Origin of the sequence: Mesorhizobium tianshanense (genome assembly GCF_007830515.1) — a bacterium.
GTDB lineage: Bacteria > Pseudomonadota > Alphaproteobacteria > Rhizobiales > Rhizobiaceae > Mesorhizobium > Mesorhizobium tianshanense.
In genome coordinates this window covers 86,749-105,718 of record NZ_VLKT01000012.1, presented here as the reverse complement: position 1 = coordinate 105,718, position 18,970 = coordinate 86,749, and the positions used below count along the sequence as shown (strand labels likewise).

The window sequence follows — 18,970 nt, the reverse complement described above, 5'->3', positions numbered from 1 at the left end:
TGTCGATTCCGCCGGCCAACGCCTTGATCGCCTCGGGGTCGCGCATGAGGATGGGCCGATCGCGGACGTCACGGCTGCGTCGGCCGCGTGGCGGCCGCCAGTGCATCGAGGTCGTCGTAGAGCGCCTGGCTGTGGTGGTAGAGCCGGTCGAAAACGGGTTGGGTGTGGCTGTAGGTCTCGGCCCATCTGGGGTCCGGCTGGATTTCTGCGCCGTAGCTGACGAAACCCTCGGCCGCCTGTTCGACGCGCGAGAAGCGGCCCGTCGCCGTCGCCGCCATCGCGGCACAGCCGACAATGCCGCATTCGGGCTCTCGCGGAACCAGGATCGGAATGTTGAAGGCACTCGCCTTGATCTTCAGCCAGAGTTCGGTGCGCGCCCCGCCGCCGGCGGCGATAACGCGCTCCAGCGGCTTGTTCGACGCGTGTTCCATGATGCGGATGTGGCGCGTCATGGCAAAGACGATGCCTTCCAGGATCGCGCGGTGCAGATGCTCCATGCCATGCCCGGCGCCCAATCCGAAGAACTGTGCGCGGGCGTTGCGATGGCGCCCCAGACGCTCGCCGGTGAGAAACGGCATGAACAGCAGTGCGTCGCAACCGGCGGGTGCCTCGGCGGCGCGGGCGACGATCTCGTCATAGGACAGTGCGTTGCCGTGGAAGGCGCGGCGTGCCCAGCGCATGCCGTCGCCGCCAGTCTCCAGCAGCACGAATTGCGCCCAGTTGCCTTCGATCGTCGCGACGTTCGAGATTTCCGGGTCAAGCAGCGGCTTCTCGGCGATCGCCGTAATGATGGCGCCGGTGCCGGTGCTGTCGGAACCCATTCCCGGCCGACAAGCGCCCGAGCCGAGCAGCGCCACCGGATAGTCGGCGCCGCCGACCAGCACCGGGGTTCCGGACCGCAGCCCGGTGTCGCGCGCCGCCTGTTCGGTGACGTGGCCGATGACATCCAGCGGGTTGCGGATCGGCGGCAGCTTGGCGGCGTCCAGCCCCATGCGCTCGATCATCGCCGCTGACCAGTCGAGCCGCTCTGGGTTCATCAGAAAGCTGCAGGACGCGTCGCCTGTATCCATGGCAATCTCGCCGGTCAGCCGGTAGTTGATGTAATCCTTCGGCATGATGGCGACCGCGCTGCGGGCGTACGCGGCGGGATCGTTGTCTCGGACCCATTGCAGTTTGAAGCCCGGCCATGCGGGGGTCGGCGTGTTGCCGCTTTCGGGCAGGTAGCTGCCCGGCGCATTCGCTTCCTCGAAGCGACGCACGAGATCGACGGAGCGCTTGTCGTTCCAGAGCGGCGCCGTCTCGCGCGTCAGCGCCCCGTGCGCGTCGAGCAGGACCAGCCCGTGCATCTGTCCGCAGACGCAGATGGCGGAGATGCGTTCGCGGGCGCCGTCGACGCGGTCCAGCACCGTCTTGACGCTCGTTCGCGCACCCTCCCACCAGTCGACCGGTCGCTGTTCGGCCCAGCCGAACTCCGGCACGATCTGGTCGTGCTCTCGCGACACAAGTTCGAGGATCTTGCCGGTGACATCGGTCAGTGCGGCGCGGACGCTGCCGGTGCCGACGTCGATGGCGAGGAAAAGCTCGCCGCTCATTTCGACAGAGCCCTGGGATGGGCAAGCGAGCTGAACCGCATTGTCAGGGAGGAGGGCGGGCTGATGCGGGAGAGGGCAGCAAACATGTGATCCTCGGTCTGTCGGTCAGAACCTGTCGGTGGTGGTCCGCAGGTATCTCAGATTGCGCTTCATGCCGGTGAAGAGTTCGATGTGCTCGGCCCCACGGCGCAGCGCCACCGCCGTCGACAGGATGTCGATGATCGCCAGCGCGGCGATACGCGAAATCGTTGGCGTATAGATGTTCGTATTCTCCAGCGTTTCGGCCAGTAAAACAACGTCGCAGAATTCGACCAGCGGCCCTTCCATGCCGACGAGGCCGATCACCTGGCAACCGCGGTCGCGGGCGCGGCGCGCCGTCTCGATGATGGATAGTGTGGCACCCGTGTTGGAAATGACCACCACCACGTCGCCCCGCTTCAGCATTGAAACCACCATGATCTGTTGGTGGGCGTCGGTTTCCGCGCCGCATGGCACGCCGAACAGCGGAAACTTCTGCTGCGCGTCTCGTGCCACGATGCCGGAGGCGCCAAAGCCAAAAAACTCTATGCGGTTGGCCTTTTCGAGGATGTTCACGGCACGGTCGATCGCTTCGGGGTCCAGATGGTGGCGCACCCAATCGAGACTGGTGATCGCGTAATCGAAGATCTTCTCCGTGACGCCGGCCGGCGTGTCGGTGTCGAGGATCACCGAATGGGTCGCCGGCGTGCCCAGCGCCAGGCTCTGGGCAAGCCGCAGCTTGAAATCCTGGTAGCCCTGGCAGCCAATCGACGTACAGAAGCGGATGACGGTTGGTTGGCTGACCTGCGCCCATTCAGCGGTCTCGGCGACCGTGGCGTTGAACACCCGTTTGGGATCGGCAAGCACAAGCTCACAAACCTTCCGATCGGACTTGCGAAGTTCCTCACGCTTCGTGCGGATGACCTCCAGGATGTTTCCGATCGCGGGACTTGAAAGTCGTGGCTTGGGGGGCATCGCGATCCTCGGCTCAGTTCGACAGTCGGTACTCGACCGACGTTCGTGCCCTATGGACATGGACCGTGCAATCGTCCCGCGCCGCCATGGCGTCGATCCTGGCTGGATCAATCGTATTAAATGCGAACATGCCGTGGTGGTGCGCGACGAGATCCTGAGATCCGATGCGTGCGGCAAGCCCGCATGCTTCGTCTAGCGTCAGATTGCCGGGGATCCCTGCATTCAGCAGTTCGGCGCGCCGTCCGTTTACCGGCAGCAGCGCGACGGACGGGCGAAGTGGCGCGACCTCTTCGGCAAGTCCCTCGAAGAGAACAGTGTCGCCTGAGTGGTACAAACGTGTTCCGCCCAGATCGCACACATAGCCTAGAAATCGATGCCAGCCTTCGGGCGAGCGCTCCAGCGTTTCATGGGCGGCCCGCACCGCGCTGACGGAGCATTCGGGCAGAGGCCGCACGCTGTCTCCGGCGTCGAGGGCGATGATCCGTTCCGCACCCACGCCGATGCGGTTCATCGCTTCGTTCAGTGCTGCCCGTGGTGCTACGAAGCGGCATTCGGGGTTCGCGGCGGCGATGGGATTCAGCGTCGCCGGATCCATGTGATCCGTATGCTGATGTGTGACGAGCACAAGGTCGACGCGACCGAGATCGTCTATCGATACCGATGCCGGCATGAGGCGTTCGTGCGAGAACGGCTTGCCGCGGTACTTCTGCGCCAGACTGTCCGAGAGATAGGGATCGATCAGGATCCGGCGGCCATGCGCCTCGATGACGAAGCCGGCCTGTCCGAGCCAGTACAGCGCGACGCCAGCCTTCGTCGACGCGGCAAGGCGCGCGGCGAGCGGTTCGTCGAATGCCGTCGTGGTAAGCGCGCGCGGCGTGACGAGAATGCGTTCCACGGCATTAGCCTTTCGCCGCTTCGATGGCGATGCGCGAAATCTCGTCGAAATCCAGCCCCGAGACCGGGATCGCGATGTCGAAGACTTCTGCGATCACCTGCGTCCAGCCATGCAGGAAATATTTCCAACCGTCCTCGGTCTGCAGCTGCTGCCGGGCCTGCTGCCGCCTTGCCTGGTCGAGGAAGATCAGGTCGCCGCGATAGTTGAGATCCCAGGCGATGCCGCGCTTGGGGAACACGCCGTCATCGGTGATCGGCGAGCCCGGGGCGTCCTTGCCAAGTCCCGTCGCGTTGATCACCAGCGAGCCTGGCTTCAGCGTCGCCAACGTCTCGTCATTGATCTCGAGTCGGTCCGCCAGGACATACTCGATCTCGACCGTCGACGTCATGTCTGTGTGGATGCGCTGGATTTCGTCGAGACGCGGCTGCGAACGGTTGGTGACAATGATGCGCGAAGGTATGTCGGCGCCACGTTCCTTGCGCATCAGGTGCCAGGTGATCGCAATCGTCGATCCGCCGGCACCCATGGACAGGACTTCCGCGCCGGTGTCGGCGAAGTATCCCGCCGGGATGAAACCATCTATCGCAAGGCCAGAAGAGATCGGATCCTTGGCATGGCAGATCAGTTTGCCGTCGCGCTTCGACAGGCAACTGGTCTCGTGCATCAGGCGAGCGTGCGGATCGATGACGTCGAACAGGTCGCGAGCTGCGTTGAAGAGATCGATCTTGTGCGTGGTGACGAGCGCGCCAAGCGACAGCGGATCGGATTTTATGAAGGAGACGACCTCACGGTAGGCCTCCGGATCGACATGGAGCGGAAAGTCGATGCCCTTGAGAACCGCATCCTTCAGCCCGAGGTGACGCGCCCATGCAGGGAAAACCCGCATGATCGAACTGCTCGTCGTCGTGACGCCGATAAAATAGAATGTCGGCTGGGTGGCCGGCCGATAGCGGCAAGAAGCCATTTCGAGGGGAGCCTTCATGCCGGCACCGTACGGGATTGTCGCGCATAGAGGGCGGAGATCAGCTTCGCGTCACGCGGCCGCCAATCCGGGTTGTCGACTGCCTTCCAGCCTTCATCGCCGGTGACCACGCGCGAGCGCATGCCTCCCGATCTTGCGATGATCTCGTAGCCCTGCCCCGAATCGGCCGGGTAGCAGAACAGCATCACCAGATCGTCTTCCCCGACATTGATCGAGCGGTGGATCCAGTAAGGGGGGACGTAACAGACGGTCTGCGCGTGGACGGGCAGGATCCGGATCTCGCCCTCCGGCGATTCCATCAGCATGAGGCCGTGCCCCTTCTGGCCATAGTAGATCTCGGGCCGGTCGGCCTGCTTGTGGATATGACCGCGCGTCATGAAATACTCGTCGCCGACCTTGCCGGGCGCCATGCGCGTGACGCCGAAAATCAGATCGCCCGGCTGCTCGGTTGGCCGGAACTCGGAGACCTCGTAGACGATGCGCTCGCCCCATGTCGCGCGCATGGCTTCAAAGGCCGCGGCGTCCGCATAGAGCCCGTCCAGATCGAGGAAGCGTTTCTGGTAACTGCCGGTGGCATTTCCCATCGCACCAGTCGACGGATCGACCTGGCATCTCGTGGGTTCAAACAGTCTCGTCAAAGGGCTACCTCATATTGCGTTGCTGTTGGCGTCGGCGCTGATCAGGCGATCATGTAGCCACAGTCGATCGCGGAATTGGCGCCGTTAATCATGGCGCCCGCACCGCGAGCGGCGTTTTAAGTGACGCCGCGAGGCCCGTTCCGTGTGCAAACGTGTCCTCCCGGATTTGATCTGCGGCGGCCGGCGCCTTGGGGTAATTTTGTAGTAGCACTACACTGACAGTTGGGTGTCAATCGTAAAATCGTTCAAATATGGCGAAATAATCTGGAAATTCTGAATTGCGAGCGCGAAGTGGGTAGCATGAGCCGCAAGTTATGTATCAATGGTACAGATCACGTGAGCTTCTGATGTTTGTGATGGCGGACTGCGTCGGCTTCCACGCGCCCGGACTTTTACCTCACATCCCGTTCGTTCGCGACGGCCCCTGCGTGGTGGCGAAGAGCCTGCTGCCTGAATCTCGGCCAAGGCCACTTGGTAGCGCTCGCGTGTCCATTCGATATGCGCCATAACCGGCCTGAAGCAATTCGAGAGAACCGCCTTGCTCCTCCAAGTCGCCTTCGACAAGCCTGAACACCTGGCCCTGCTCCCGCAGATGAAGGCGTTTGCCGACATTATCGAGATCGGCACGCCGTTGCTGAAACGTCTTGGCCTCTCTGCCATCACCACGGCGCGCGAGCTCTGCCCTGATGTCATGGTGTTGGCTGATACCAAAACCGTCGACGGCGGCCAATTCGAGGCCGATATGGTATTCGGTGCTGGCGCCGCGTTCATGACTGTCCTGTCGTGTGCTTCGTCAGCCACGCATGAAGCGGTAGGAAAACGTGCCGCTGCCTTCGGCGCGACTGTCATCGTCGACACCATCACCGAGTCGGGCAAGGCGGAATTGCTTCCCTTGAATGCTGTCTTCCCCGAAAGCTTCGGCTATGTCGCTGTCCACTCGCCGACCGATGCGCGGCTGGCCGGCAACACCTCCACGTCACATATCGACGCCGTGAAAAAGATGCACGATCGCGGCTTTCTGGTTTCGCTCGCCGGCGGGATCGGCCCCGACACGCTGGAAGCGGTGATCGCAGTCGAACCCGAAATCCTCGTGGTTGGCAGCGCCATTACAGAATCCGCAAACCCGAAAGAGATAGCACGATGGATTCGCGACAGATTGCCCAATCCAGGCCGTGGCTGGCCGTGGGACAGGAGATAGCCGACCTTCTTGGCCGGATCGACGCCGACGCCTTTGCGAGGCTGGTGCAGGCATTCGATGATCCCGATCAACGATGGTTCTTTTCCGGGCAGGGGCGCTCCGGCCTTGTCGCCCAGATGGGTGCGATGCGCTTCATGCATCTTGGCCGAACGGTGCATTTCGTCGGCGAGGTATCGGCGCCATCGATCCGCAGGGGCGACGCGCTGCTGATCATCTCCGGCTCTGGAGAGACGCCGGTCAGCACGGGCTTTGCCCGCATCGCCAAGGCGGAGGGCGCCAAGGTCGTTACGCTGACGCACAAGCCAGCCGGGACCTTGGCCGGCATTGCCGATGTCACGCTGCATGTCCCTGTCGAGGGATCGAAACAGTTTGGCGGGAGCCTATTCGAGCAATCCTGCCTTATCCTGCTCGACAGCGTCGTGCTCGGCTTGGCGCAGCAGATACCCGAAGCGCACAGGCTGATGTTGCACCGCCACACCAACTTGCAGTGAGGCCCATGCCGACGGTGGTGAGCATCGGTGACGGGATTGTTGATGCGGTGGAATTTACCCCGGGCAAGACGGAGCGGTTTCCTGGCGGCGCGCGCTCTAACCGCTGCGCGCTTTTGGGCGATATGCATTAGCCGGGAATCCCGCTGGGTACCTCACCTTCCGTTGCGGCAAGGCACTGGACTCGCCGCGCGATGCCGATATTGTGCTTGAGGAGCGTTGGTGCCGTGCTCCGGCGACGGCAACCGACGGGGAGATACCGGCGGCCTGGTTCGCAGGAACAAGTCCCGGTCAATATGGGAGGAAGTCTGATGAGAATTGGGGTCTTTCTGGCCGGCGTTTCGGCCTTTTCCGCGCTGGTTGGCGCACCTGCCTTTGCGCAGGACAAGCCGTTTGCGGGCGTTACGGTGAACGTCATTACCCAGACCGGTGCGATTCAGGAGCCGCTACAGAGGCGCGCGCCCGAGTTCGAAGCGCTCACCGGCGCCAAGATCAATGTCATCGCGGTGCCCTTCTCGGATCTCTATCAAAAGATTCTCACCGACTGGGCGAGCGGCACCAACTCGGTCGACGCCGGCGTATTCGCCCCACAATGGATGGTCGACTACATTGCCGGCGGCTACCTCGAGGACCTGACGCCGCGGATCGAGGCCGACAAGGACATCCAGCAGGACGATGTGGGCGCGTTCTTCCGGGACTTCTCCGAGAAGTACAGCGGCAAGACCTACATGATCACGCTCGATGGCGACTTCCACATGATGTACTACCGCAAGGACGTGCTGGAAGCGGCCGGCCTGGCGGTGCCGAAAACCTGGGACGAGTATCTCGAGGTCGCCAAGGCCACGCATGGCAAGGACATGAGCGGCGATGGCACGCCGGATTTCGGCTCGTGCATCGCCAAGAAGCGCAACGCGCAGAGCTATTGGTTCGTCACCGATGTGGTCGGCTCGATGACCCAGTCCAAGGGAACCAGCCAGGGCACCTTCTTCAACACCAAGGACATGACGCCGCTCGTCAACAACGACGCCTTCCGCAAGGCGCTCGACTTCCTGTCTGAATCGACCAAATACGGCCCGCCGGACGAGCTAAACCTCGATGTCAGCGATACAAGGCCGCTCTTCGCTTCCGGCCGCTGCGCGCTGAACCTCGACTGGGGTGATGTAGGCACGATCTCGATCGATCCGGCCCAGTCCAAGGTGATGGGCAAATGGGGCGCGGCGATCATGCCCGGATCCAAGGAGGTCCTGAACTGGGACACCGGCAAGCTCGAGGCCTGCACGGCCGATAACTGCCCGCACGCGATCGACGGCGTGAACCATGCACCATTCGCCGCCTTTGGCGGCTGGGGCGGCGGCATCAACGCGGCGGCCGATCCGAAGGTAAAGGACGCCGCCTACGCCTACTTCTCGTTCATGACGCAGCCGGCACAGTCGAACGCCGACGTGACCGTCGGCGGCACCGGCTTCAACCCATATCGCACCTCGCAGCTCAGCTACAGCGACCTTTGGAAGAAGGCCAACATGAGCGAGGACGAGGCCAAAGTGTATCTGGGCGCGATCAACGACAGCATGAGCAGCCCGAACATGATCCTCGACCTGCGCATCCCGCAGAACCAGAAATACCAGCAGGTCGTGCTCGACGAAGCGGTCTCGCGCTTCCTCGCCGGCGAAATCGACAAGGAAGCCACCGTCGAGGCCGTCGAGGAAGGCTGGAACGAGCTAAACGACGAGATTGGCAAAGACGAGCAGCTCGAACTTTACAAGGCGACCATCGGCGCCAAATAGGCGGCCAGGCAATCGACCCGGCGTGGCATCGGTCCATGCCGGGTCTTATGCCTGCCCCATTTTCCCGGGTTATGATGACCGCAACCGACACTATGCCAGAAGCTGCCGACCGCCGCAGCTGGGCCGAATGGCTGGACGGTCACTCGGGCCGGATCATGGTGCTGCCGGCCGTCGTCGTGCTTCTCTGCTTCGCGATTTTTCCGCTCATCATCTCGGCCTACCTCGCGCTTTCGCGCTTTGCGCTCGCGCCGGGCGGATTCACGCTGAAATTCATCGGACTTGTGAACTTCCGCAAGCTGCTGGTCGGCTCGCAGCAGTATCATCTGCTCGGCAAGTTCGGCACGTTCGGCTTTGTCCAATCCGCTTTGCTGGCGTTGATCACGGCAGGGCTGCTTTTTCTTCTCGCCCGCTATCTGTTGCGTGGCAGGCCGACCATCGTCGGCGTGGTTGGTCGGCTTCTCGCGACGGCAATGGCTATGGGCCTGGCGATCCTCGCGCTGGCCACCATGGCGCCGGGCGGCGTGCCTGGAACTGTCGTCAACACGCTTCTCTACGTGTTCGTCGGCGTGTCCGTGCAGTTCGCACTCGGGCTGGGCCTCGCACTCCTCTGCGGCCAGCCAATCCGCGGCCGGAATTTCTTTCGCGTCCTCTTCTTCATCCCGCTGATGGTGACCCCGGTCGGCATCGCCTACACGTTTCGCATGCTCGCCGACATGCAGAAGGGGCCCTTTGCCCCGCTCGTGCGCGCTTTCGGCATCAACGAGTGGTCGTGGGCCACAGAGGCCTGGTCGGCGCGGCTCATGGTGCTGGTCGGCGACACCTGGCAGTGGACGCCGTTCATGTTCATCGTGCTGCTGGCGGCCGTTGAGAACCAGCCGCGCGATCAGGTCGAGGCGGCACGGCTCGACGGAGCCAACGGTTTCCAGATTTTTCGCGACATTACCTGGCCAGCGATCGCGCCGATCGCCGCTACCATCGTGCTGATCCGGCTCATCGAGGCTTTCAAGATCATCGACCTGCCGAACGTGCTCACCGGCGGCGGTCCCGGCCTGGCGACGGAATCGATGACGCTCCATTCCTTCATTTCCTGGCGCACCCAGGATCTCGGCGGCTCGGCCGCTATCGGCTACATGCTCCTCTTCATCTCGACCATCGTATGCGTCTCGTTCTTCAACTTTGTGGTCCGGCCGGCGCGCCGGTTCGAAACATGAGCGCCGAGCACCGCTCACTGGCGCGCCGGCTGTTCGAGCCGGCGTCGATCGACACCCAGGCGCCGGTCGCAAGGGTCGTGACCTATGCGCTGCTGTTCTTGTGGACGCTGGTTGTCGTGGTTCCTCTCTACTGGGTGTTGATCACGTCCTTCAAAGGGCCTGGGGAGGTCGACAACGGGCCGTTCTATCTCCCGTTCGTCGACTTTGCCCCCTCGCTGCGGGCATGGGACTTCATGCTCGTGCAGAATTACACGCTGCGCCCTTACATGAATTCGGTCGTTGTCGCGGTGGCCAGCACGCTGCTTGCAGTCCTGATCGGCTCGCTGGCGGCCTACGCGCTCGTGCGTATCCGCTTCCAGGTGAAGCTCGCCGCCGTTGCGCTCTTCCTGATCCTCCTTACCGCGGTGATCGCGGCGGTGGCCACTTTCGGCGTGCGGTGGGAGATCGCCGTTGCCGTGGCGGCCGCTCTCTTCGTAATCGCGCTGTTCACGCTGGTTGGACGCACGAAGCTTGCGGTCGGCAACAACGACATCGAGTTCTGGATCATCTCGAACCGCATCATGCCGCCGATAGTCGCCGTCCTGCCGATCTACGTGATGTTCCAGCAGATGCGCCTGCTTGACACGCAGTTGGCGCTGATCGCCACCTACACCGCCATCAACCTGCCGATCGTCGTATGGCTGACACGCGATTTCTTCGCCGGCATCCCGCTCGACCTCGAGGAGAGCGCACAGATAGACGGAGCCTCCAAGTTCCGCGTTTTCTTCACCATCGCGCTGCCGCTGGTGCGTTCCGGCTTGGTCGCGATCTTCCTGCTGGTGCTGATCCTTGCCTGGAACGAGTACCTGCTGGCCCTGTTCCTTTCCAATGCCGACGCGCAGACCATGCCGGTGCTGGTATCGGCACAGAACACGACCCGCGGGCCGCAATGGTGGAACATGTCAGTGTTGATCACCGTGATGATCGCTCCCGTGATTGTCATCTCCAGCATCCTGCAGAAGCACATCGCGCGCGGGCTGCTGGTCGGCGCAGTGAAGGGCTAATCAATATGCGGGTCACCCTGTCCGATATCTACAAGTCCTTCGGCGCGGTCGAGGTGGTCAAAGGGCTCGACCTGGAGATCGAGGACGGTGAATTCCTGGTGCTGCTCGGCCCTTCGGGCTGCGGCAAGACGACGGCGCTGCGCATGGTCGCCGGGCTTGAATCGGTGAGTTCCGGCCGCGTCCTCATCGGCGATCGCGACGTCACCCACGTGCTGCCCAAGTATCGCGACGTGGCGATGGTGTTCCAGTCCTACGCGCTCTATCCGCACATGACGGTTGCGGAGAACATCGCATATCCGCTGAAGCTGCGGGGCGTGCCGCGCACTGAGCGCGACGCCTCCGTCCGCGGCGCCGCCGTCAAGGTGCACCTTGAGGAGTTCCTCGACCGCTATCCACGGCAGCTTTCCGGCGGTCAGCGGCAGCGCATCGCGCTCGCCCGCGCCATGGTGCGGCGGCCAAGCGTCTTCCTGATGGACGAGCCGCTCTCCAATCTCGACGCCAAGCTGCGCGGCCACATGCGCTCGGAGCTGAAACGCCTGCAGGCCGATCTGGGCGTGACGACGATCTACGTCACCCATGATCAGATCGAGGCCATGACCTTGGCTCACCGTGTTGCCATCATGAACCGCGGCGTCGTGCAGCAGATCGCCACGCCCCGACAGATCTACGACGATCCGGCGAACCTGTTCGTCGCCGGCTTCATCGGCTCGCCGCCGATGAATTTTCTCCAGGGCGAGTTGGTCGAGGGTATCTTCACCTGCGCGGAAGGCCGATTTGCGACCAGCGTTGCCGAAAGCCGGGAAAAGGTCACTGCCGGCCTCCGGCCCGAGGATTGCCGGGTCACGGGCCCATCGGAGGGCAAGATTGCGGCGCGGGTCTACGCTGTGGAACTGATCGGCGATCATACCTTGATCACGTGCCAGTTCGGCGGGGCCACCGTAACCGTCAAGGCCGACAAATCGGCGCATTACGATATGGATGAGCCGATCGGTATCACCTTCCAGGACTCCGCCGTCTTTCTGTTCGATTCGGAAACCGGAGGCCGCATCGGCGGCCGCGCTCATGAAAAAGCGGCCGAGTGACTTTCGCTAATTCTCCTCCACAAACACCTCTTCGCGCTTCTTCTTGACCGCAGGCAGGAAGACGATGGCGAGCACGGCGAGCGCGATCACGAGCAGGCCGGCGCTGATCGGTCTCGTCATGAAGGTGCTCGGGTCGCCGCGCGACAGAATCATGGCGCGGCGCAGGTTCTCCTCGAGCAGCGGGCCGAGCACGAAGCCGAGCAGCAGCGGCGCGGGCTCGCAGCGCAGCTTGGTCAGGAGGTAGCCGAGGAAGCCGAAGAAGGCGACGGCGTAGAGGTCGTAGATGTTGGTGTTGACGCTGTAAACGCCGATCGAGCAGAACGCCATGATGATCGGGAAGAGCACGTAATAGGGGATCGTCAGGAGCTTCACCCAAAGACCGATCAGCGGCAGGTTCAAGATGATCAGCATCAGATTGCCGATCCACATCGAGGCGATGATGCCCCAAAACAGCGCCGGCTGTTCGATCGCGACATTGGGGCCGGGCACGATGCCCTGGATGATCATCGCGCCGATCATCAGGGCCATGACCGGGTTGGCCGGAATGCCGAGTGTCAGCATCGGGATGAAGGAGGTCTGCGCACCGGCATTGTTGGCCGATTCCGGCCCGGCGACGCCTTCGATGGCGCCCTTGCCGAATTCCCCCGGGTTTTTCGATACGCGCTTTTCGACCGTGTAGGAGGCGAAGGCTGCAAGGATCGCGCCGCCCCCCGGCAGGATGCCGAGCGCCGAACCGATGATCGTTCCGCGCACGATGGGCGCCGCCATGCGCCGAAAGTCCTCGCGGGTCGGCATAAGGCCGGAGACCCTTCGGATCATCACGGAGCGCTCGTGCTCGTTTTCGAGGTTACGCAGTATCTCGGCGACGCCGAAGACGCCGACCGCCACCGCGACAAAATTCAGCCCGTCGGCATATTCGCGGATGCCGAGCGTGAAGCGCGGCGTGCCGGTATAGATGTCGGTGCCGACAATGCCGAGCAGCAGGCCGAGCACGACCATCGCCAGCGCCTTGACAATCGAGCCGTGGGCGAGCGCGACGGACGAGACGAGGCCGACGATCATCAGCGAAAAATACTCGGCCGCGCCGAACTGCAGCGCGATCGCCGTCAGCGGCGGGGCAAAGATGGCGACGAGGAAGGTCGACACGGTGCCGGCGAAGAACGAGCCAATGGCTGCGATGGCGAGTGCCGCCCCGGCGCGGCCGTTCTTGGCCATCTGGTAGCCGTCGATTGCGGTGACGGCCGACGAGGATTCCCCGGGCATGTTGATGAGAATGGCGGTGGTCGAGCCGCCATATTGCGCGCCGTAATAGATGCCGGCGAGCATGATCAGGGAAGAGACGGGGTCACCGATCTGGAAGGTGATCGGCAAGAGCATGGCGATGGTTGCGGTGGCGCCGATGCCGGGCAGGACGCCGATCAGCGTGCCGAGAAGGACGCCGATCAGACAGAACAGCAGGTTCCAGAGCGTCGTTGCCGTCGAAAAGCCGAGCGCGAGGTTGTCGAGGAGTTCCATGTTCATCCTCTCACAATGCCAGCCACGCGGGCAGCCACGGGCCGAAGCGCCGGAACGGCAGCCCGAGCGCGTAGCTGAAGACGAGGAACGCGAACAGCGTCAGAACTGCAGACAGCACGAGGGCGGTCAGAGGCCTCATGCGGCCGCTGGCGAAGGATGCGATCAGCGCCGTCAGGAAGATCGAGGGGATGAAGCCGAGGCCGCGCACGGTCAGGCCGAAGAAGATCGGGGCAGGGAGGATGAACAGCATGCCGCGCCAGGCTATATGGCCGATCGGCTCGCTCTCGAAGCGCACCGCCTGGACGAGGATGATGGCGCCGAGCAGGATGAGCACGATCGCCAGGACCAGCGGGAAATAGCCCGGTCCCATGCGGAAGGCGGTGCCGACCTCGAGGCCGAGCGACTGCAGCGCGAAAAATCCGCCGAGAAAGATGAACAGCGCGGCGCATATGCCGTTGGCCGTGTCAATTGCAAAAGGTTTCATGACGTTCCTCCCAGGCCCGCGTCGCCGGCACGCCGTTGCAGTGCGAAAACGGGGCGCCGATTGGCGCCCCGTTTTCGAGAACCTCAGTCGGCGTACTGGCCGGCGGCCTCGATGATCGGCTTCCAGCGCGCGATCTCGCCTTCCAGCTTGGCCTTCAGCGCGGCCGGCGTCGCGTCTGCCTCGGACGACGGCTTGGTGCCGAGTTCGGCAAAGCGGGCGGCGACATTCTGGTCCTTCAGCGCGACCTGAAGCGATTTCGACAGGCGTTCGGTGACCTCCGCCGGCGTGCCCTTAGGCGCGTAGAGGCCGTGCCAGATGCCGACCTGCACCTCCGGGAGGCCGGCTTCCGTCGTCGTCGGCAGGTCGGGCAACACGTCGAGGCGCTCAGGTGAGGTGACGGCGTAGGCCTTCACCGTGCCGCCCTGGATCTGCTTGGTCGTGTTGGTCGTCTGGTCGCACATGATATCGACCTGGCCGCCGAGCAGGTCGGTCATGGCCGGGCCCGTGCCCTTGTAGGGCACGGTGACCAGCGGCGTGCCGATGGCGCTCATGAACAGCATGCCGCAGAGATGCGAGGCAGCGCCCAGGCCGGCGTTGGCGACCGTCACGGTATCCTTATTGGCCTTGGCGTAGTCGACCAGGCCCTTCAGATCGGTCGGCTCGAGGTCCTTGCGCGCGAGGATCGTCATCGGCACCTCGGTAACGAGGCCGACATATTCGAAAGCGTTGAGGGTGTCGTAAGGCAGGTTGCGGTAGAGCGTGGCGCTGGTCGCCATGCCGATATGATAGAGGAGCAGCGTATAGCCGTCCGGCTCGGCGCTCGCGACGCGGCCAGCGCCCAGCGTGCCGCCGGCGCCGCCGACATTCTCGACGATGACCTGCTGGCCGAGATCCTTCGACATGGCTTCCGCGACGAGGCGCGTGACCGTGTCGGTTGGGCCGCCGGCCGAAAACGGCACCACGACGGTGATGGTGCGTTCGGGATAGGTCTGCGCGCCCGCGGCGAATGGATAAAGCGTGATGGCCGCGGCGGCAGCCAGAACGGCGACAAATTTTCTCATCGTGATTTCCTCCCGGGATAAGAATTCCCACCGCTGCACGGAGTCCTCTCAGCACCGCTGTGGATGGAGCAACAACTAGCGCAAGCTAGCAGATTGCAATCGGACTCAAACCGTAAACTGCGATTATGCGCAACCGTCCGCGCAAAATGGGTGGAAAGGTGACATTGAGCCGGAGGGCATTCGCCGAGTTCCTGGCGTCGCTCGGATATCTCCATTCACTCTCTTAAACGAAACGGACTCGTTCCGTTATAAGAAGAGACCTGTGATCTTTCCGACCTGGGCCGCATGCGGCCCAGGCACCTCAATTCACGCCCGTACCGTGATCAGTCAGGTAGTCCATGTTCGATAGCACCTGTCGGACGGTCGCGATGAAGGCCCGAATGTTCGGGCTTCCGCTGCGCTTTGCGAATTTGGCGTAGATCGGCGTATCGGCGACGGGCGGCGACGTGCGGAGCAAGCGTACAACACCGGCGCGGACGTCCTCCTCGGCCATCTTGCTGGGATAGATGCCGATGGCCACTCCTGCCGTCACGACGTGAGCCAGCATCGCCACGCTGTTGCAGATGTCGACCCGCGCCGGGGTGACGCCCGCACTGGCGAACCACTCGCGGACTTGGCGATAGTTGATGCTGCCCTGCGGGTTGGAAATGATCGGCAGGTTCGCAAGGTCGTGCGGGCTGACCAAGGCCGGCAAGGACCACCGGGCCGAGGCAATCCAGCACGTTTCCTGGGCGCCAAGAGGGACCAGCGTGAAATCGCTGTTGTCGGTCGGGTTGACCAGGAAAGCCAGATCGAGCCGATGCGCATGGAGTTCCGGTTCGACGGCAGAGGTGGTGGCGACCACGAGTTCGGGATTCAGGTCGGGATAAAGCTGGTGCAGCAGTTCGAGGGCTCTCGACAGGCAGACGAGGGCGAAACCCTCGGCAAAGCCGACACGGATGGTGCCGCGCACCCGGACAGGGCCGCCGCGACCAGCCAGCCTCTCCATACCTTCGAGAATGCGCTTTGCCTCCGGCAGGAGATCGTATCCGTCGGGCGTCGGGCGAACACCGCGCCCGACGCGCTGGAACAGCGGAACTCCGGTCTCACGTTCCAGCGCTTTCAGCCGAAGTGAGATCGTCGGTTGCGACAGGCTGAGCTGGCGCGCCGCACCGTCGACCGAGCCTAGCGTCGCCGTCCAGTAGAATGCCTCGATCTGAGCGATCGTGATTCTATTCATTGAAAATCCCAATGAGTGGAAGCCAGAACTTCTAATTGGTCACTGCAGAGTTAATGCGATAGCTGGCAGCAGACAACCCATGGCAGAGGAGCGTTCATGAAGGATCGGGACAATCGGGTCGTAAAGGTCGAGGGATTCGAGCTTTGCTGCACGCTGCCCGAGCTTGCTGGAAACGCACTGCGGGTCTTCAACCAGCGTTCGGCCCTGCTGGTGAAGGTCACCACCGCCGGCGGCATTGCCGGCTGGGGCGAGACATGGGCTTTCCCGACCTCCGCCAGCAGCTTCATCCGCACCACACTGGCTCCCGCCATCCTCGGTGCAGACGTCACCAACCCCCGAGCCGCTCAGGCCAGATTGCTGCAGTTTGCCGTTCCCGACCGTCGTGGCCAGGCGCACATGGCGATCAGCGCCCTCGATATTGCGTTCTGGGATGGTTACGGACACGTCGAAGGCAAGCCAATTCATGCTTTGCTCGGCGGCCGGCTACGCGATCGGGTGACGGCCTATGCCAGCGGTCCGCTCCTCAAGTCAGGCGTCGACCGCTATGCCGGCTTTGCCGAGGAGGTGGAGCGTTACGCCGAGGCGGGCTATCGCGCGGTGAAGGTCCGGGTCGGCGTTGGCGCGGCGCTGGACGTGCAGGCGATCCGCCGGGCGCGCGCAGTTCTCGGCGATGATGCGCTGCTCATGGCCGATCTCAACGAGAGTTCCACCCAACGCGGCGCTGTCGCCCTGACCGAGGCGGTCGCCGATGCGCGGTTGGCCTGGATCGAGGAGCCGCTTCCGCACGACGACCTGCCTGGTTACACGAGGCTGGCCCGTGCTCTGGCGATTCCACTGGCGGGCGGCGAATCCTTCTGCGGCGTCCAGGCGTTCCGCGACAGCCTGTGCGCCGGGGCGCTCGACATCATCCAGCCGGATCTCGCGCTTTGCGGGGGCCTGACCGAGGGCATGCGCATTGCCGGGTTGGCCGGCGCCTTCGACGTGCCGGTCGCCCCGCACGTCTGGGGCACGGGGATAAATACCCTGGCCGCGCTTCAATTCGCGTCCGTGCTGCCGTCGAGCCGCGGTTCGGTCCCGTTCCCGCTGCTCGAATGCGATATGGGCTTCAATCCCCTGCGCACTGCCATATTCGACCCGAAGCCCGACGCCGAGGGACACCTGGCAGTGCCGGGCGGACCGGGCCTGGGCGTGGAGGTCGCGATCGACCGGATCGCCGAGTACGTCACAGCCCATTGGGTGCTGGAATAGTTCTTGATGTAACGTTCATAACAGGGAGGATGCAATGAACAGACGTGCCTTTTTCGTAGCCTGCATGCTGGCTGCCGGCCTGCCGAGCAGCCTGGCTTTGGCAGAACCGGAGATGACCCTCAACCTCGGCTATGTTGGCGGGGTGCAGGCGCCCGAGGCGATCGCCATGGGTCAATTCGCTGAAGAGGTTCTGAAGGGGACCGGCGGCCGTATCGCCATCCGGCTCCAGGGCGGCGGCGCGCTCGGCGGGGATCGCGAGGTCGTCGAAGGCGTGCAGGTCGGCACGGTCGACATGACTGTGGTCAGCACCTCGATCGTCGCAAATTTCGCGCCCGAACTGAAGGTATTCGACATTCCTTTCCTGTTCCGCGACTTCGACCATGCCGAAGCAGTCCTGAATGGACCGATCGGCGACAAGACGCTTGAGGGGCTTCCCTCGAATGGCCTGGTCGGCCTGGCCTTTGGCGGGATGGGTTTTCGCCAGCTCACCAATAATGTGCGGGCGGTCAAGGAGCCGTCCGATGTGGAAGGCCTCAAGATCCGCACGCAGCAGAACGAAATGCACATCGCGGTCTGGACCGAGCTCGATGTCCTGCCCACTCCGATGGCGATCCCGGAGGTCTACACGGCTTTGCAGCAAGGGGTTGTCGATGGACAGGAAAATCCTATCGGCGCGATCATCAACAACCGGTTCGGCGAAGTGCAGAAATACCTCAGCCTGACCGACCATGCATTCACGCCGCTAGTCCTGCTGATCTCGCCTGCCGTCCATGGCGGGCTCTCCGACGCCGACAAGGCGGTCTTCAAGGAAGCTGCCCACAACGCGATGGCGCGCAACCGCAAAGAGGTCGAGGCTGTCGCCAGGACCGGCATCGAAACCTTGACCGGGCAGGGCATGACCGTGGTCGAGGACGTCAACAAGGAAGCGTTCCGTGCGAAGCTCGATCCGCTCTTCGCCAAGTTCGCTGACGAGTTCGGCGAGGCGCAGCTAAAGGCAATCCAGGAAACCAAATGAACCTTGCCATCGGCTCCTGGCGCTCGGCCTTTCTCGCGGTCGAGCGCCACATCACCCAGGCCGCGGTTGTGCTCGGCTGCCTGGGGCTTGTGCTTGCAGCACTGGCCGGGCTTTACCAGGTCATCGCGCGTTTCATCCTGTTCCAGCCGGCGTCCTGGTCGGAGCCGTTCGTCCAGGCGATCCTGATCTGGATGACTTATCTCGCGCTGGCGGGCGCCATGCGCACCGGAACGCTGATTTCAGTCGACCTTCTTCTCGCGCGCAGCCAGGGACGGGCCAAGGCCGCGCTTCGCGCCTTTATCACGCTGGCTGTCATGGCCCTGCTGCTGGTAATCCTGTGGTTTGGCTGCATTCTGGTGTGGCGGGTGCGGTTCCAGACCATCGCCGGCCTGAACATCTCGGCATCATGGGCCTACGCGGCGCTACCGGCCGGCGCAGTACTGTCAATCCTGGCCCTGGTCGCCCATGCGATCGATCCTCCCCAGGCCGACGAAGTTGTCATAGAGAGCGGGGGATAATCCG

At 63.3% G+C, this 18,970-nt stretch carries 18 protein-coding genes; 9 read left to right on the top strand and 9 right to left on the bottom strand.

Translation table 11 applies throughout. The features are described 5' to 3' along the window. Positions 1-68: 68 nt before the first annotated feature. The 5 genes from IQ26_RS11855 to IQ26_RS11835 all read right to left on the bottom strand — a co-directional run bounded on the left by IQ26_RS11855 (position 69) and on the right by IQ26_RS11835 (position 5,100). Entirely contained in the window at positions 69-1,592 is a 1,524-nt protein-coding gene (locus IQ26_RS11855) for a xylulokinase (RefSeq protein WP_145717067.1), read from the bottom strand. Positions 1,593-1,697: 105 nt separating this feature from the next. Next, positions 1,698-2,585, bottom strand: coding sequence for an SIS domain-containing protein (locus IQ26_RS11850; protein WP_145717065.1), 888 nt, complete (start codon positions 2,583-2,585; stop codon positions 1,698-1,700). Positions 2,586-2,598: 13 nt separating this feature from the next. Further along, complete coding sequence (locus IQ26_RS11845; protein ID WP_240547082.1) at positions 2,599-3,480, bottom strand: MBL fold metallo-hydrolase; 882 nt, start codon at positions 3,478-3,480, stop codon at positions 2,599-2,601. A 4-nt stretch (positions 3,481-3,484) separates the two neighbouring features. Continuing rightward, a complete protein-coding gene (locus IQ26_RS11840; protein WP_240547081.1) occupies positions 3,485-4,462 on the bottom strand; it encodes a shikimate dehydrogenase family protein in 978 nt (325 codons plus the stop codon). After that, complete coding sequence (locus tag IQ26_RS11835; protein WP_145717063.1) at positions 4,459-5,100, bottom strand: glucose-6-phosphate isomerase; 642 nt, start codon at positions 5,098-5,100, stop codon at positions 4,459-4,461. The genes IQ26_RS11840 and IQ26_RS11835 overlap by 4 nt, the downstream gene beginning before the upstream one ends. A gap of 538 nt (positions 5,101-5,638) precedes the next feature. On the opposite strand from IQ26_RS11835, the gene IQ26_RS11830 reads away from it, so the two are divergent. From IQ26_RS11830 to IQ26_RS11805, 6 genes are all read left to right on the top strand, one after another. Then, the gene (locus IQ26_RS11830) at positions 5,639-6,298 is read left to right on the top strand and encodes an orotidine 5'-phosphate decarboxylase / HUMPS family protein (RefSeq protein WP_162457938.1); all 660 of its coding nucleotides are present in this window, start codon (positions 5,639-5,641) and stop codon (positions 6,296-6,298) included. Continuing rightward, positions 6,283-6,789, top strand: coding sequence for an SIS domain-containing protein (locus tag IQ26_RS11825; protein WP_208760145.1), 507 nt, complete (start codon positions 6,283-6,285; stop codon positions 6,787-6,789). Before IQ26_RS11830 ends, IQ26_RS11825 begins: the two co-directional genes overlap by 16 nt. Positions 6,790-7,097: 308 nt before the next feature. Continuing rightward, positions 7,098-8,570, top strand: a complete 1,473-nt coding sequence (locus IQ26_RS11820) for an ABC transporter substrate-binding protein (RefSeq protein ID WP_145717056.1) — start codon at positions 7,098-7,100, stop codon at positions 8,568-8,570. A 92-nt stretch (positions 8,571-8,662) separates the two neighbouring features. Then, a complete protein-coding gene (locus IQ26_RS11815; protein ID WP_162457937.1) occupies positions 8,663-9,781 on the top strand; it encodes a carbohydrate ABC transporter permease in 1,119 nt (372 codons plus the stop codon). After that, a complete protein-coding gene (locus IQ26_RS11810) occupies positions 9,778-10,824 on the top strand; it encodes a carbohydrate ABC transporter permease (RefSeq protein WP_145717052.1) in 1,047 nt (348 codons plus the stop codon). Before IQ26_RS11815 ends, IQ26_RS11810 begins: the two co-directional genes overlap by 4 nt. Positions 10,825-10,829: 5 nt before the next feature. Then, a complete protein-coding gene (locus IQ26_RS11805; protein ID WP_145717050.1) occupies positions 10,830-11,906 on the top strand; it encodes an ABC transporter ATP-binding protein in 1,077 nt (358 codons plus the stop codon). A gap of 6 nt (positions 11,907-11,912) precedes the next feature. On the opposite strand, the gene IQ26_RS11800 is transcribed toward IQ26_RS11805, so the two are convergent. The 4 genes from IQ26_RS11800 to IQ26_RS11785 all read right to left on the bottom strand — a co-directional run bounded on the left by IQ26_RS11800 (position 11,913) and on the right by IQ26_RS11785 (position 16,185). After that, positions 11,913-13,421: a tripartite tricarboxylate transporter permease gene (locus IQ26_RS11800; RefSeq protein WP_145717048.1), complete on the bottom strand. Its 1,509-nt coding sequence runs from the start codon at positions 13,419-13,421 to the stop codon at positions 11,913-11,915. 10 nt (positions 13,422-13,431) lie between these two features. Next, positions 13,432-13,905: a tripartite tricarboxylate transporter TctB family protein gene (locus IQ26_RS11795; protein ID WP_145717046.1), complete on the bottom strand. Its 474-nt coding sequence runs from the start codon at positions 13,903-13,905 to the stop codon at positions 13,432-13,434. Between the two features lie 83 nt (positions 13,906-13,988). Next, positions 13,989-14,966: a tripartite tricarboxylate transporter substrate-binding protein gene (locus IQ26_RS11790; RefSeq protein WP_145717044.1), complete on the bottom strand. Its 978-nt coding sequence runs from the start codon at positions 14,964-14,966 to the stop codon at positions 13,989-13,991. Between the two features lie 301 nt (positions 14,967-15,267). After that, positions 15,268-16,185, bottom strand: a complete 918-nt coding sequence (locus tag IQ26_RS11785) for a LysR family transcriptional regulator (RefSeq protein ID WP_145717042.1) — start codon at positions 16,183-16,185, stop codon at positions 15,268-15,270. A gap of 96 nt (positions 16,186-16,281) precedes the next feature. On the opposite strand from IQ26_RS11785, the gene IQ26_RS11780 reads away from it, so the two are divergent. Genes IQ26_RS11780 through IQ26_RS11770 form a run of 3 tightly spaced genes read left to right on the top strand, consistent with a single transcriptional unit; the run spans position 16,282 to position 18,966 of the window. Beyond that, positions 16,282-17,433 carry a mandelate racemase/muconate lactonizing enzyme family protein gene (locus tag IQ26_RS11780; RefSeq protein WP_145717040.1) on the top strand — a complete coding sequence of 384 codons (1,152 nt, stop codon included), beginning with the start codon at positions 16,282-16,284 and terminating at the stop codon, positions 17,431-17,433. Between the two features lie 34 nt (positions 17,434-17,467). Continuing rightward, positions 17,468-18,448, top strand: coding sequence for a DctP family TRAP transporter solute-binding subunit (locus IQ26_RS11775; RefSeq protein ID WP_145717038.1), 981 nt, complete (start codon positions 17,468-17,470; stop codon positions 18,446-18,448). Beyond that, entirely contained in the window at positions 18,445-18,966 is a 522-nt protein-coding gene (locus IQ26_RS11770) for a TRAP transporter small permease (RefSeq protein WP_145717036.1), read from the top strand. The genes IQ26_RS11775 and IQ26_RS11770 overlap by 4 nt, the downstream gene beginning before the upstream one ends. The last annotated feature ends 4 nt before the right edge of the window (positions 18,967-18,970 follow it).